Raw genomic sequence first — 13,930 nt, 5'->3', positions numbered from 1 at the left:
ACATGCTTTAGGGGATAAGCTGGTTATTCCTGACATTATAAAATGAACGAAATATATACAACAGGAGGCTCGCGAAATGATTCACGAAAAAATAGAAATCCAATTGAAAGATTCTGAGTTTAAAGCAAATTTATTTACATATTTCCTGGATAATTCCCCGGAGATCGAGCCGGAGAGAAAGAGATCGGTTGTGCTGATCTGTCCTGGCGGCGGCTATCAGATGACTTCTGACAGAGAGGCAGAAGCTCTTGCTGTCAGATTTATGGCAATGGGCTATCATGCTGCGATTTTGCGCTACAGCGTTGCTCCGGCACGTTTCCCGGAGGCGCTTCTTCAGCTGGCTACAGCAGTTGCAATGCTCCGTGAAAATGCAGAAAAATGGCATATTGATACAGAGAAGATCGTAGTCCAGGGTTCTTCTGCTGGTGGACATCTGGCGGCAAGCCTTGGTGTATTCTGGAACAAGCCCTTTGTTGCAGAAGCTTTGGGCATGGACTCCGAAAAGTTTCGCCCCAATGGGCTTATGCTCAGCTATCCGGTAATCACTTCTGGCGAGAAAGCACATAAGGGTTCTTTTGAAAGCGTTCTGGGAGAGGATTATGCAGATGAAGAGAAACGCAGATTCCTGTCCCTGGAATATAATGTTACGAAGGATACCCCGTCGACTTTCCTGTGGCATACAGCACCGGATGATACTGTACCGGTAGAGAACTCCCTGCTGTTTTTCCAGGCACTTCACGCTCTGGATATTCCGGCAGAATTGCATATTTATCCAGTGGGCAGTCATGGTCTGGGACTTGCCACTGCAGAAACAGCATGCCCCAATGGCTATGGAATCCAGGCAGAATGTGAGAGCTGGATTCAGCTTGCCGGTGACTGGATGAAGCACCTGTTTGAAGCGAAGGAAGTCGTAAAGGCACCTTGGGAATAAAAAGATGGGGTGTTGGTGAAATTTCCACAGTTGGTAAGAATATGAAAGTAATAGAAAATATAGATTAGGTGAGTAGAAGCTTTAAAGTCCGTTGCCTTGGGGATTCCCAGACAGTGGACTTTTTTCCTGTTCTGAAATGTGTTGCTGCAAATCATGCGTGGCGTGATTATAGCACAGAACAAAATGTACTTCAAGTATTGTTTTTACATTATTTTGCTGATATACTTTTTTTATCTTAAATATACGGGAGGTGAAAGAAATGTTGACGAAAGAAGATCTACAGGCGATTGCAGGATTGCTGGTGCCCATTGAGACACGGATTGGGAATTTGGAAAGCCGTTTCGATAATTTGGAAAGCCGTTTCGATAATTTGGAAAGCCGCTTCGACAAGTTGGAAAGCCGCTTCGATAATTTGGAAAGCCGCTTTGACAGCTTAGAAACTCGCGTTGACAACTTCGAAAGCGAAACCAAGAGGCGCTTTGAGAATCTGGAAGCGAACTTGCGCAGCGTAGACAAGCATGTATGTGAATTGGATGCATCAGTATCAGAATTGCAAAGAAGTGTAAAAGAACTCTGGCTTCATGTGGAGAACACTACAGACTGGAAGCTTCAGGTTGTAGCAGAGAATCATTCCAATCTTTTACAAAAGCTGGAAGAACAACAAAAGAGATGGGAAACGCAGGAAAGACTTTTATTTTACGTGAACAAACATGAGAAAGACATCACCGCGATAAAGCAGAGGCTGTGTATGTGATTGACAGAACCATTCATACATAAGAATGGCTGTAGAAATACTCTCAAAAAAATGAAATATAAAATGCATCAGAAAAACGTAATAGAAAAACAAAATAGAAAAACGAAACAGAAAAATACATATAGAGAAAGCAAATTGCAAGTAATATATCATTTTATAGAATTATAGAAATACTAAAATACAAAAGATAAATTAACACAAAGAACGAAGAAAATAAGCTTAACAATTATAATTATAAGCGTTAAATACCATACAAAACAGAATTGGTGTTCAGAGCATTCAGAAAGTCATTACCCTCTGTGCACGAATAGATAAAAGCGGGGAGTACAGCACTGTTGTTATAACATCTGTACTCCCTGATTTGTTTAAAATGTGAAAAATTTGTATTGTTTTATAATTGTCGATAGTGGGTTTGGCAAGTAGAAGGGCTTTTTATGCTGGAAATCATGAGATATCCAGTTCCGGCGGTTTATCCATCGTGTCGGAAACGTATTTCCCATTTTTCTTGCGCTGGCGGACACATTCGGTGAGCAGATATTCAATCTGCCCGTTTACGGAGCGGAAATCATCCTCCGCCCAGGCTGCAATCTGGTCATAAAGCTTGGCAGAAAGCCTGAGCGGGATCTGTTTCTTAGGCCGGGTATCTCTGGTTTCAGCCATTAGTACAGACTGCCGGAATTAACCACCGGCTGGGCATCGTGATTGCCGCACAGCACTACGAGAAGATTGGAAACCATGGCAGCCTTCCGCTCCTCGTCAAGTTCTACCACATTGTTTTCATTCAATCGCTCTAATGCCATTTCTACCATACCAACAGCACCGTCTACGATCATCTTTCTTGCGTCGATGATAGCGGAAGCCTGCTGTCTCTGCAGCATAACCGCTGCAATCTCAGGTGCATAAGCAAGGTAGGTGATGCGGGCTTCAATAATTTCCAGACCGGCATCTGCTACTTTCTGCTGGATTTCATCACGGATGCGTCCGGCTACGATTTCACTGGAACCGCGAAGACTTCCCTCATCTGCTACACCATCCCCAGTGGTATCTACATTGGGTGCTACGTCATAAGGGTAAATTCTCACGATATTTCGTAGCGCGCTGTCACACTGCAAGGAAAGATATTCCTTATAGTTATCTACGTTGAAAACAGCTTTCGCAGTATCTGTTACACGCCACATAACGGCAATTCCGATTTCTACCGGATTTCCCAGGCAGTCGTTGATCTTCTGACGGTTGTTATTTAAGGTCATGATCTTCAGGGAAATCTTTTTGTTTACATATGTACTGCTTGTGGAAGCGGAAGTTCCGGTGGCCAGTGTGAGAACGGATTTGGCGGCATTTCCTCCATCTACGTCACCGCTCTGGTTCAGTCTCGTCTTTGCAGCCGGGTTTACAGCTGTACAAAAAGGATTTACCCAATAGAAACCGTCATTCTTTAAAGTTCCCACATATTTGCCGAATAAGGTGAGTACAAGGGCTTCCTGCGGCTTCAGCACTTTAAGGCCAAGGAACGGGATCCATCCAAGTGAAGCCCAGATGATACCGATGACCATAAGGGGAATCTGTTCGAAGGCTGCGCCGAATATTACAGCGGCTGCGGCCACGGCATAGAGCAGAATAAACAGCACCATCATTCCCATACCATTTTTCTTGTTGTCCAAAACTTTTTCTTTCATAGCAATCCTCCTGATAATGAAAATTATCTTTTACGAGATATAAATATGATATCATTTAGATATCAAAATGTCAATACATACAAGAGAGTTATAGAAAATTTTTCGTTTTTTTCCAGGTAAACAAATCGTCGATTGACGAAAATCCACATTTTAGTGTATATAAGAGAGTAACGCAAAAGAATTATGGAGGATATCATATAGTGGACACAAAAAGGTTTGGGGCATTTATTTCGGAAAGAAGAAAAGAGCATCATATGACACAGGCCGATCTTGCCGGAAAAGTCGGAGTGACGGATAAGGCGGTCAGCCGTTGGGAGCGGGGACTTGGATTTCCGGATATTAATACAATGGAACCATTGGCTGAGGCACTGGATGTATCGCTTTTGGAGCTGATGCGATCAGAAATGCAGACAACCGAAGGGGCTAACGTGAAAAAAGATGAGGCAGCAGAAAAAGATGGGACAGTAGAAATGAATGAAGCAGCAGAAAAAAACGGGATGGCAGAAAAGAGAGAGAAAGCAGAGAAAAAATACACGTCTGCAGAGGTGACTGAGATGATGCAATCAATGGAAGAAATACGAAAACAGCAACAGCATCAGGATAAAATCGCAGGCTATCTTGCGATACCGGTAATTCTGCTCATTGTGGCTGTGTTTAAATTCTCTGGTCATGCAAACCTTGGCGGTGCGTTATTTGCCGGGCTTCTTGGCGCGGGAGCTGCTGTGAGTGGATATTATCTGTGGGTGAATCGGGAAGATAAGGAAAGCAAAAGAATTTATGGATTTTTTACAATCACTCTGACCGGCATATTTTTCACAATATGTTCTTTCCTGGTTCCTGACGGATTCTGGGAACAACATAGACAGGAAGCAAGTCTCATCACATGTCTGGTGAATCTGGCGATTGTGATATACGCATTTGGATTTGCAGTAAAGAGAATGTGCAAGGAAAAAAAGAACCCGGTACTTATTGCTGTTGTGGTGGTTCTGGAGATTTTGATAACGGCGTGGACTTTACATGGCTTTGCTGCCAGGTCCATAGAAAATGCCATGGGAACCAGCAAGGGGGATGTGGCAGAACAGTACGCAACACAGCTGTTGCTCAATGAAAAAAATCTTGAAGAAGACTGGATACGGGGATATAGTTATGTTCAGATTGATCTGCATCCGGATATCTACCGTGTAGGTTTTTCCTATTATGCAGATCAAAAAGACGCAGAAGTGGGAAAAGAAAGCATATATGGCTATGATATTCAGGTGGATTCTGATTATAAAATTACGATAAAAGAAGGAAGTTCTGCAATTGGAATGGATTTGTGGAGTGAAAAAATAGAAGGGTAGATCGTATTTGAAAAAACGGGAGAAAAGAACATGAAAGTAGTAATTGCAATTGATTCATTCAAAGGGAGCATGAGTTCTATAGAAGCGGGTGAAGCTGCCGCAGCAGGCATTCGGAAAGTATATTCGGAAGCATGAAGAAGAGCTATTTATGGAGAAAAATGACAAGTGGTCTTATGGCAGCAGCTGTTACCGTGACAGCAATGCCGGGACTTGGACTTACAATGGTACAGGCAGAAGAGAAGAAAACATTAAAGGTAGCAATGGAGTGCAGCTATGCACCATACAACTGGACACAGCCAGATGATTCCAACGGAGCCGTTCCCATTTCTGGAAGCTCAGATTATGCATATGGTTACGACGTTATGATGGCGAAAAAAATCTGTGACGAGCTGGGATACGATCTGGAAATCGTGAAACTGGACTGGGATTCCCTGGTACCGGCTGTCCAGTCTGGAAAAGTTGACTGCGTAATCGCAGGTCAGTCCATTACATCCGAACGTCAGCAGATGGTAGATTTCACAGAGCCATACTACTATGCATCCATTATTACCCTGGTAAAAAGCGACGGCGATTATGCAGATGCAAAAAGTGTGGCAGATCTGAAGGGCGTTACCTGTACTTCCCAGCAGAACACTATCTGGTATGATTCCTGCCTGCCGCAGATTGAGGTCGCAAACATTCTTCCTGCACAGGAAAGTGCGCCTGCCATGCTGGTTGCCCTGGAATCTGGAAAATGTGACGCTGTTGTAACTGATATGCCTACCGGAATGGCTGCCTGCGTAGCTTACCCGGATTTCAAACTTCTTGATTTCTCTGGCACAGACGGAGATTTTGAGGTATCAGATGAGGATATCAACATTGGTATTTCCGTACAGAAAGGCAATACAGAGCTTCTGGATGCCCTGAACAGCGTACTGGATAAAATGACAGAGGATGATTACAAAGAAATGATGGACGAAGCAATTTCCGTACAGCCGCTGTCAGAGTAAGGGTTACAGTGATTTCGCTGCATTTGAGTCTGTTTGAAAAATCATTCCTGCATTTTGTAAGATTCACTTTGCAGGATATTTCGCAGACGGTCTTTGTAAATAAAGTCGAGAGAGATAGGAGAGAAAAATATGCTTCCTGAAACCTTCTGGGGCCGGATCCAGTATCTGCTCCAGCAATACGGCTCCTCCTTTTTGTCAGGAGCCGGAAATACAATGATCATAGCCATTGTAGGCACCTTTTTAGGGTGCCTTATTGGCTTTATAGTTGGAATTATTCAAACAATTCCTGTAGATAAAAGAGACTCCGCCGTTAAAAAGACACTGGTTGGATTTTTCAAATTTATTATGGCATGCTACGTGGAATTTTTCCGCGGCACCCCAATGATGGTACAGGCCATGTTTATCTATTACGGAAGTGCTTACCTGTTCAATATCAACATGTCCATGTGGTTTGCGGCATTTTTCGTAGTATCTATCAATACCGGAGCCTACATGGCAGAAACCGTCCGAGGCGGAATCCTTTCTGTTGACGAAGGTCAGACAGAAGCTGCAAAAGCAATCGGAATGACGCATGTACAGACTATGATGAACGTAATCCTTCCACAGGCATTGCGCAACATCATGCCTCAGATTGGCAACAACCTGATCATCAATATCAAGGATACCTGCGTTCTTTCCATTATTGGAATTGTAGAACTTTTCTACACAACAAAAGGCGTAGCCGGAGCCTATTATACTTACTTTGAATCCTTTACCATCGCTATGGTAATGTACTTTATCCTTACTTTTGTATGCTCCAGACTGCTCCGCCTGCTGGAACACAAGATGGAAGGTCCGCAGAATTATGACCTTGCCACAACGGATACACTGGCTCACACAAGTGGTCTGTATTCCTACCCTAAGAAGAAGGAGGAGAAATGATCATGAGTGAAAAAATCCTTGAAGTCAAGCATCTGGGAAAAGCATTTGGCAGCAATCAGGTACTGAGAGATATTGATTTTTCCGTAAGTCCGGGAGACGTGACGTGCATTATCGGACCGTCCGGTTCTGGTAAATCCACGCTTCTTCGCTGCCTGAATATGCTGGAAACTCCATCCACCGGAGAAATCAATTATCATGGAACTGACATCACCAGTAAGAACGTAAACGTTCCGGAATACCGTTCAAAGGTAGGTATGGTGTTCCAGAATTTTAACCTTTTTAACAACATGACTGCTCTGAAAAACTGCACCGTAGGTCAGGTAAAGGTTTTGAAAAAGAGCAAAGAAGAGGCAGAGAAAAAAGCTTTGTATTATCTGGAAAAAGTAGGTATGGCGCCGTACATCAACGCCAAACCCAAACAGCTTTCCGGAGGTCAGAAACAGCGTGTGGCAATCGCAAGAGCCCTTGCCATGGAGCCGGAAATTCTTCTTTTCGACGAGCCAACCTCCGCGCTGGATCCCCAGATGGTAGGCGAGGTTCTGGAGGTTATGAGAGACCTTGCACACGAAGGCCTGACCATGATCATCGTCACCCATGAGATGGCATTTGCCCGTGACGTTTCCAAGCGTGTAATCTTCATGGCAAATGGCGTTATCGTAGAAGACAGACCGCCGAAGGAACTGTTTGAGAATCCGAAAGACCCGCTGACAAAAGATTTCCTGAGCCGCTTCCGCAATGCATGAGCCGGAAAGTCGCTTTGCAGATGGGGATTCTGCATTTTTTATCCTTACTTCAATAAGTTAATGTTCACAGTGGCGGTAAATGTGTGCTATACTGGACAATAGATTGGGAAGCTACTGAGAAATTTTATATTTAACCGTAATTGAATTAAGGAGAATCCATGATTGAAATAGGAAAAAAACAGAAGCTTATTGTGGCAAAGACCGTAGATTTCGGTGTTTACCTTGCAGAAGATAAAAATGCAGGCCAGGAAGACAGAGTACTTCTTCCAGCCAAACAGGTTCCGGAAGGAACCAGAGAGGGCGATGCACTGGATGTATTTATTTACAAGGATTCCAGGGACCGTCTTATTGCAACCACCAGAGAACCACTTCTTCAGGTTGGACAGACTGCTGTTCTGAAAGTCCTTCAGGTAACCAAGATCGGTGCATTCCTGGATTGGGGCTTAGAGAAAGACCTGCTCCTTCCATACCATGAGCAGACCAGCCGTGTGCGGGAAGGACAGGAGTGCCTGGTAGCCCTTTATGTAGATAAGAGCAGCCGTCTCTGCGCCACCATGAAGGTATACCATTACCTTTCTACCAGAACCCCATATGTAACAGGTGATTCCGTAAAAGGGCGTGTCTACGAGATCAGCGATCGTTTCGGTGTTTTTGTAGCTGTTGATGACAAATATTCCGCCCTGATCCCAGCCAGAGAAGCCAGCGGCAAATACCGCCCGGGCGAAGTCCTCGACCTTCGCGTTTCCGAGGTGAAAGAGGATGGCAAGATGAACGTCACAGACCGTCAGAAAGCCTACATCCAGATTAACGAAGATGCCGAGAGCGTCCTTAGCATAATCGAAGAATTCGCCGGCGTCCTCCCCTTCGATGACAAAGCCTCACCAGAAGTGATCAAACGCGAATTCGGACTCAGCAAGAATGCCTTTAAACGTGCTGTGGGACACCTTCTGAAAGAAGGGAAGATTGAGATTAAGGACAAACGCATCTACAAGAAATAATGGAATCTGATACACCCTTTATTGGAAAATAATAAAACCTGCATACCATATTGGAATACCCAAAATATGGTATGCAGGTTTTTTCTCTAAAACACGAACGGGTGTTTACCGGGGCTTGAACTTGTGTTAAACTATTTATTAATCATACTTGCTATTTAATGTGTTGGTCGTTATTCCGGACGCGATTTCACAATGTATATTCACCGCCGCGCGTCGCAACGTTTCGGCAAGCTAATGACTAACTACGACTAAGACGCTCAGGAAAGCCTTCGCGCCTAAGTCTCCGTAAGTCATGGATCTCGCCTCCACTAAAACCGCTCCTAAAATGCGCGGCTTGCGAATATACATTGCAAAATCGCTGGTTACTGGAAAGGGAAGAAAGAAACAGTAACGACAACAACGCGGGTGGGGTGAAGTAGTTGGTATCCCGCAACTTTATTGTTTTTTGCCAATCTATCATTGCCAAGAAAGTATCGGGAAACCAATCACTCCCCCTCCCCCTTCGTAAAAAGTTCTTATATAACATCAGTCCCAGCCAGTACATAGCATTTGGGCAATGTGTATTACTCCAGCGAGCCATTTTAGGCGCGTTCTTAGCGGAGGCGAAATCCAGCGCTTACGGAGACTTATGCGTGAGGGCTCTCCCGAACGCATTAGCCGCAGTTAGCGATTAGTTCGCTGGAGCGTTGCGCCGGCGAGTGAGTAATACACATTGCCCAAATGCGTCCCTCCTGAAAAACTTTTCACCCTCCCAACACACTAAATAGCAAATTTGCGAAGAAGGAGACACACAATGGCTTTTACCCACCTCCACGTCCACACCGAATACTCCCTGCTGGACGGTTCCAATAAAATAAAAGAATACGTTGCCCGTGTAAAGGAGCTTGGGATGGACAGCGCGGCCATCACAGACCATGGGGTCATGTACGGCGTCATCGATTTTTACCGGGCAGCGAAAGCAGCCGGAATCAATCCGATCCTTGGCTGCGAAGTCTATGTAGCCCCTGGTTCCCGCTTCGACCGCGAGATCGGCAGTGGCGACGACCGTTACTACCATCTGGTACTTCTTGCCGAGAACAACCAGGGCTACCAGAACCTTATGAAAATTGTATCCAAAAGCTTTAAAGAAGGCTTTTACTATAAACCACGAGTAGACCTGGAGCTTCTCCGGGAATATCACGAAGGTCTCATCGCGCTGAGCGCCTGCCTGGCCGGTGAAGTAGCCCGGTTCCTTAACAGAGGAATGTACCCGGACGCTAAGAAGGCGGCCCTCCGCTATCAGGAAATTTTCGGCGAAGGCAATTTTTTCCTAGAGCTTCAGGATCATGGAATTCCGGAACAGCAGAATGTAAACCAGCAGCTTCTGCGCATGCACCAGGAGACTGGAATTGACCTGGTAGCCACTAACGATATTCATTACACCTACAAAGAAGATGCTGATCCTCACGACATTCTTCTGTGTCTCCAGACAGGGAAGAAGCTGTCCGATACAGACCGTATGCGCTACGAAGGCGGTCAGTACTACGTGAAATCCGAGCAGGAAATGGCGGCACTTTTCCCATATGCACTGGAAGCCTTGGAGAACACACATAAAATAGCAGAGCGCTGCCACGTAGAAATTGAATTCGGAGTTACCAAGCTGCCAAGATTCGACGTTCCCGAGGGCTACACCTCCTGGGAATACCTGAATAAGCTCTGCTTCGAAGGTCTGGAGCGCCTGTACGATCCGGTTACCCCAGAGCTACGGGAGCGACTGGAATACGAGCTGAACACTATCAAAAACATGGGCTATGTTGACTACTTCCTCATTGTGTGGGATTTCATCCATTATGCCCGCAGTAATGGCATTGAGGTAGGCCCCGGACGAGGCTCCGCAGCCGGAAGTATTGTTGCATATACCCTTGGAATCACCTTACTCGATCCAATTAAATACGACCTTCTGTTTGAACGTTTCCTGAACCCGGAGCGAGTATCCATGCCTGATATTGACGTGGATTTTGGATTTGAGCGAAGACAGGAAGTAATCGACTATGTTGTACGGAAATACGGCAAAGACTGTGTGGTTCAGATTGTTACATTCGGTACTTTGGCAGCCCGCGGTGTTATCCGTGATGTAGGCCGTGTCCTCGATATGCCATATGCCCAGGTAGACTCCATTGCGAAAATGGTTCCTGCCAAAATACCGAACGTGAAGCTTGTCACAATTGACAAAGCCATGGAAGTAAACCCGGAACTGAAAAAAGCATACGACGAGCAGCCGGATGTGCATCATTTGATTGACATGGCTAAACGTCTGGAAGGTCTTCCAAGACATACCTCCATGCACGCTGCCGGAGTTGTAATCAGCCAGAAAGACGTCTCCGAGTATGTGCCCCTTTCACGCGCGCAGGACGGAACCATCGTCACCCAGTTTGTCATGACAACTCTTGAGGAGCTGGGACTTTTGAAAATGGATTTCCTTGGCCTTCGAACCCTGACTGTAATCAACAACGCAGTAAAAAATGTAAAGAAAAATTACGGCATATCCCTTGATATGCAAAAGATAGATTATAATGACCAGAAAGTGCTGGATTCTCTTGGAACAGGTCGTACTGACGGTGTGTTCCAGCTGGAGAGCGGCGGAATGAAAGGATTCATGAAAGAACTGAAGCCACATAGCCTTGAGGATGTAATCGCCGGAATTTCCCTGTACCGCCCAGGCCCTATGGACTTTATTCCCCAGTATATCCGCGGCAAGAACCGTCCAGACACCATCCACTATGATTGTCCTCAGTTGGAGCCAATCCTGAAAGCGACTCACGGTTGTATCGTGTACCAGGAGCAGGTTATGCAGATCGTACAAAGCCTTGCCGGATTTACCTTGGGACGAAGCGATCTTCTTCGCCGAGCCATGTCCAAGAAGAAACTTAACGTTATGGAAAAAGAACGCCAGGCTTTTGTCTATGGAAATGAAGCAGAAGGTGTTCCTGGATGTATTAAGAATGGAATTGACGAGAAAATCGCAAATAAGATTTATGACGAAATGATCGATTTTGCACAGTATGCATTTAACAAATCCCATGCGGCGGCATATGCCTATGTTACGTATCAGACTGCCTTTCTGAAATACTATTATCCGGTAGAATATATGGCTGCGCTGATGACCTCCGTAATCGACAAGCCTACCAAGGTTGCCGAGTATATTCAGGTCTGCCGTCAGATGAACATTCCAATCCTGCCGCCGGACATCAACAAAGGCGAGTATGGCTTTTCCGTATCAGGAGGCTCGATCCTCTATGCGCTTTCCGCAATCAAGAGCGTAGGGCGTCCGGTCATCGAGGCTATTGTTGCAGAGAGAAAAGAACATGGCGTGTACCTTTCCGTGAAGAACTTTATTGAGCGGAATATTGAAGCTGTGAACAAACGTGCCATTGAGAACTTTATTAAGGCAGGCGCCCTGGATTGTCTGGAAGGAAACCGTCATCAGAAGATGGTCGTTTTTGGTCAGATCGTAGATGACATTTCCCGAAACAAGAAGCAGTCTATGGCAGGGCAGCTCAGCTTATTCGACATTGCCAGCGAAGATGAAAAAAAAGAATTTGAGATTCGTATGCCGAATCTGGAAGAATATGACAAAGAGACGGTTCTGTCCTATGAAAAAGAAGTCCTTGGCATATACCTGAGCGGTCATCCTCTGGATCGCTACCGTAATATGATGGAAAAAATGATTTCCGCAAGAACTATCGATTTCCAGCCATCAGATGAAGATGACCGTGAAGGTGGTGAACCGGATGAGTCAAAAGTACGGGACAATCAGAAAGTCATCATCGGAGGCATGATCACAGAGAAAAACGTGAAGTATACCAAGACAAACAAAGTGATGGCGTTTCTTACCGTGGAGGATCTGGTTGGAACTGTAGAAGTCATGGTTTTTCCAAGAGATTACGAGAAATGGCAGAATATGATCAATGAGGACGCCAGGGTATTCATCCAGGGACGCGTATCTGCCGAGGATGACAAGGCCAGCAAGCTGATCCTGGAAAAGGTACGGCCTTTCTCCGATATTCCGAGAGAACTCTGGATCCAGTTTGAAAGTAAGGACGATTACAGCCAGAAAGAAAAAGGGCTTCTGGAGGATCTACGGAATTCTCAGGGTACAGACACTGTCGTTATTTATCTGAAAGATGTAAAAGCAATGAAAAAACTGTCTGCTGCATACCATGTAAATCTGCAGGATGAATGGCTTGCACAGATGAGTAAAAAATATGGTGAAGGCAATGTCCGGGTTGTAGAAAGAGCTCTGAAGACGCTTTAAAGTGAAGAATCAGACAAGCATATGGAAAATTATGGTAAAATCACGGAAAACAGAGTGTAATTTCGGCAATTACTTAAGGAAAGAGTCTTGAAAAACCTTTGAAAATGCTATAAACTAATGCTGAATATGTGTATAGAAAAACGAGGGCGTTTCCACTGAAAATGGAGACACAGCTCCCGACGATTCATAAGATGGAGGAGATTATTATGGCAGAAAACAAAGTTAAGACCATTGGTGTCCTTACCAGCGGCGGTGACGCTCCTGGAATGAACGCTGCAATCCGTGCAGTTGTAAGACGTGGACTTTCCAGCGGACTTAAAGTAAAAGGTATCCAGAAGGGCTATAACGGCCTTTTAAACGAAGAGATCATCGACATGACAGCAAGAGATGTATCCGACACCATCGAGCGTGGTGGTACAATTCTTTACACTGCAAGATGTGCTGAGTTCCGTACAGCGGAAGGACAGCAGCGTGGTGCAGAGATCTGCCGCAAGCACGGTATTGACGGACTTGTTGTAATCGGTGGTGACGGTTCCTTTGCCGGAGCCCAGAAGCTTGCCAACCTTGGAATCAACACAATCGGAATTCCAGGAACCATCGACCTTGACATTGCATGTACAGAGTACACCATTGGTTTTGATACCGCTGTAAATACTGCTATGGAAGCAATTGATAAGGTTCGTGATACATCTACTTCCCATGAGAGATGCAGTATCATCGAGGTTATGGGACGTGGAGCCGGCTGGCTTGCACTGTGGTGCGGTATTGCCAACGGAGCAGAGGATGTTCTGATCCCTGAGAAGTATGACTATGATGAGCAGAAGCTGATCAATAACATTATTGAGAGCCGTAAGATGGGTAAAAAACACCACATCATCATCAATGCAGAGGGTATCGGTCATTCACAGGCTATGGCAACTCGTATCGAGGCCGCTACAGGAATCGAGACACGTGCTACTATCCTTGGTCACATGCAGCGTGGTGGAAGCCCAACATGTAAAGACCGTGTATATGCATCCATGATGGGTGCTATGGCAGTAGACCTTCTTCTGGAAGGCAAGAAGAGCCGTGTTGTTGGATACCGCCATGGTGATTTCGTTGATTTCGATATCAATGAAGCTCTTGCAATGGAGAAGAGCGTCACTCCATATATGTGGGAGGTTTGTGAGTCCCTTTCTCATAACTATAGGAAATAACAGTGATAATACGGTTCACTTGTCTCAGGGCATATTTCCGACTGGGTTTTACAGTATGTGATACACATTTTGCAGAAATCCTTTGAGC

General features: G+C 45.2%; 12 protein-coding genes. 10 read left to right on the top strand and 2 right to left on the bottom strand.

The annotated features are described in order from the left end of the window. Positions 1-76 precede the first annotated feature (76 nt). Positions 77-931 (top strand): alpha/beta hydrolase, encoded by an 855-nt coding sequence (locus ABHC48_RS01585; RefSeq protein ID WP_118583547.1) that lies wholly within the window; start codon positions 77-79, stop codon positions 929-931. A 259-nt stretch (positions 932-1,190) separates the two neighbouring features. Beyond that, a complete protein-coding gene (locus ABHC48_RS01580) occupies positions 1,191-1,685 on the top strand; it encodes a hypothetical protein (RefSeq protein WP_195698879.1) in 495 nt (164 codons plus the stop codon). 444 nt (positions 1,686-2,129) lie between these two features. On the opposite strand, the gene ABHC48_RS01575 is transcribed toward ABHC48_RS01580, so the two are convergent. Together ABHC48_RS01575 and ABHC48_RS01570 are read right to left on the bottom strand one after the other, a co-directional pair. After that, complete coding sequence (locus tag ABHC48_RS01575) at positions 2,130-2,345, bottom strand: PTS ascorbate transporter subunit IIC (RefSeq protein ID WP_173719187.1); 216 nt, start codon at positions 2,343-2,345, stop codon at positions 2,130-2,132. Further along, entirely contained in the window at positions 2,345-3,361 is a 1,017-nt protein-coding gene (locus ABHC48_RS01570; protein WP_173719186.1) for an SPFH domain-containing protein, read from the bottom strand. The genes ABHC48_RS01575 and ABHC48_RS01570 overlap by 1 nt, the downstream gene beginning before the upstream one ends. A 200-nt stretch (positions 3,362-3,561) precedes the next feature. Here ABHC48_RS01570 and ABHC48_RS01565 point away from each other — a divergent pair, with 200 nt between their 5' ends. From ABHC48_RS01565 to pfkA, 8 genes are all read left to right on the top strand, one after another. After that, positions 3,562-4,701 carry a helix-turn-helix domain-containing protein gene (locus tag ABHC48_RS01565; RefSeq protein WP_173769637.1) on the top strand — a complete coding sequence of 380 codons (1,140 nt, stop codon included), beginning with the start codon at positions 3,562-3,564 and terminating at the stop codon, positions 4,699-4,701. A 30-nt stretch (positions 4,702-4,731) separates the two neighbouring features. Continuing rightward, positions 4,732-4,836, top strand: coding sequence for a glycerate kinase (locus ABHC48_RS01560; RefSeq protein WP_295262299.1), 105 nt, complete (start codon positions 4,732-4,734; stop codon positions 4,834-4,836). Further along, on the top strand, positions 4,833-5,690 hold the full coding sequence (locus ABHC48_RS01555; protein ID WP_195698881.1) for a transporter substrate-binding domain-containing protein: 858 nt from the start codon (positions 4,833-4,835) through the stop codon (positions 5,688-5,690). The genes ABHC48_RS01560 and ABHC48_RS01555 overlap by 4 nt, the downstream gene beginning before the upstream one ends. Before the next feature lie 129 nt (positions 5,691-5,819). After that, complete coding sequence (locus ABHC48_RS01550) at positions 5,820-6,611, top strand: amino acid ABC transporter permease (RefSeq protein ID WP_195408907.1); 792 nt, start codon at positions 5,820-5,822, stop codon at positions 6,609-6,611. After that, positions 6,611-7,354 carry an amino acid ABC transporter ATP-binding protein gene (locus tag ABHC48_RS01545; RefSeq protein ID WP_118583574.1) on the top strand — a complete coding sequence of 248 codons (744 nt, stop codon included), beginning with the start codon at positions 6,611-6,613 and terminating at the stop codon, positions 7,352-7,354. The genes ABHC48_RS01550 and ABHC48_RS01545 overlap by 1 nt, the downstream gene beginning before the upstream one ends. A gap of 158 nt (positions 7,355-7,512) precedes the next feature. Beyond that, the gene (locus tag ABHC48_RS01540; protein ID WP_173718338.1) at positions 7,513-8,352 is read left to right on the top strand and encodes a S1-like domain-containing RNA-binding protein; all 840 of its coding nucleotides are present in this window, start codon (positions 7,513-7,515) and stop codon (positions 8,350-8,352) included. 793 nt (positions 8,353-9,145) lie between these two features. Then, positions 9,146-12,646 carry a DNA polymerase III subunit alpha gene (locus ABHC48_RS01535; RefSeq protein ID WP_195698882.1) on the top strand — a complete coding sequence of 1,167 codons (3,501 nt, stop codon included), beginning with the start codon at positions 9,146-9,148 and terminating at the stop codon, positions 12,644-12,646. Positions 12,647-12,852: 206 nt separating this feature from the next. After that, complete coding sequence (gene pfkA / locus ABHC48_RS01530) at positions 12,853-13,842, top strand: 6-phosphofructokinase (protein WP_118583954.1); 990 nt, start codon at positions 12,853-12,855, stop codon at positions 13,840-13,842. Positions 13,843-13,930: the final 88 nt, after the last annotated feature.

The organism is Ruminococcus sp. 1001136sp1, from assembly GCF_039841815.1.
Taxonomy (GTDB): Bacteria; Bacillota; Clostridia; order Lachnospirales; family Lachnospiraceae; genus Blautia_A; species Blautia_A faecis.
This window is presented reverse-complemented; position numbering and strand designations above follow the sequence as displayed.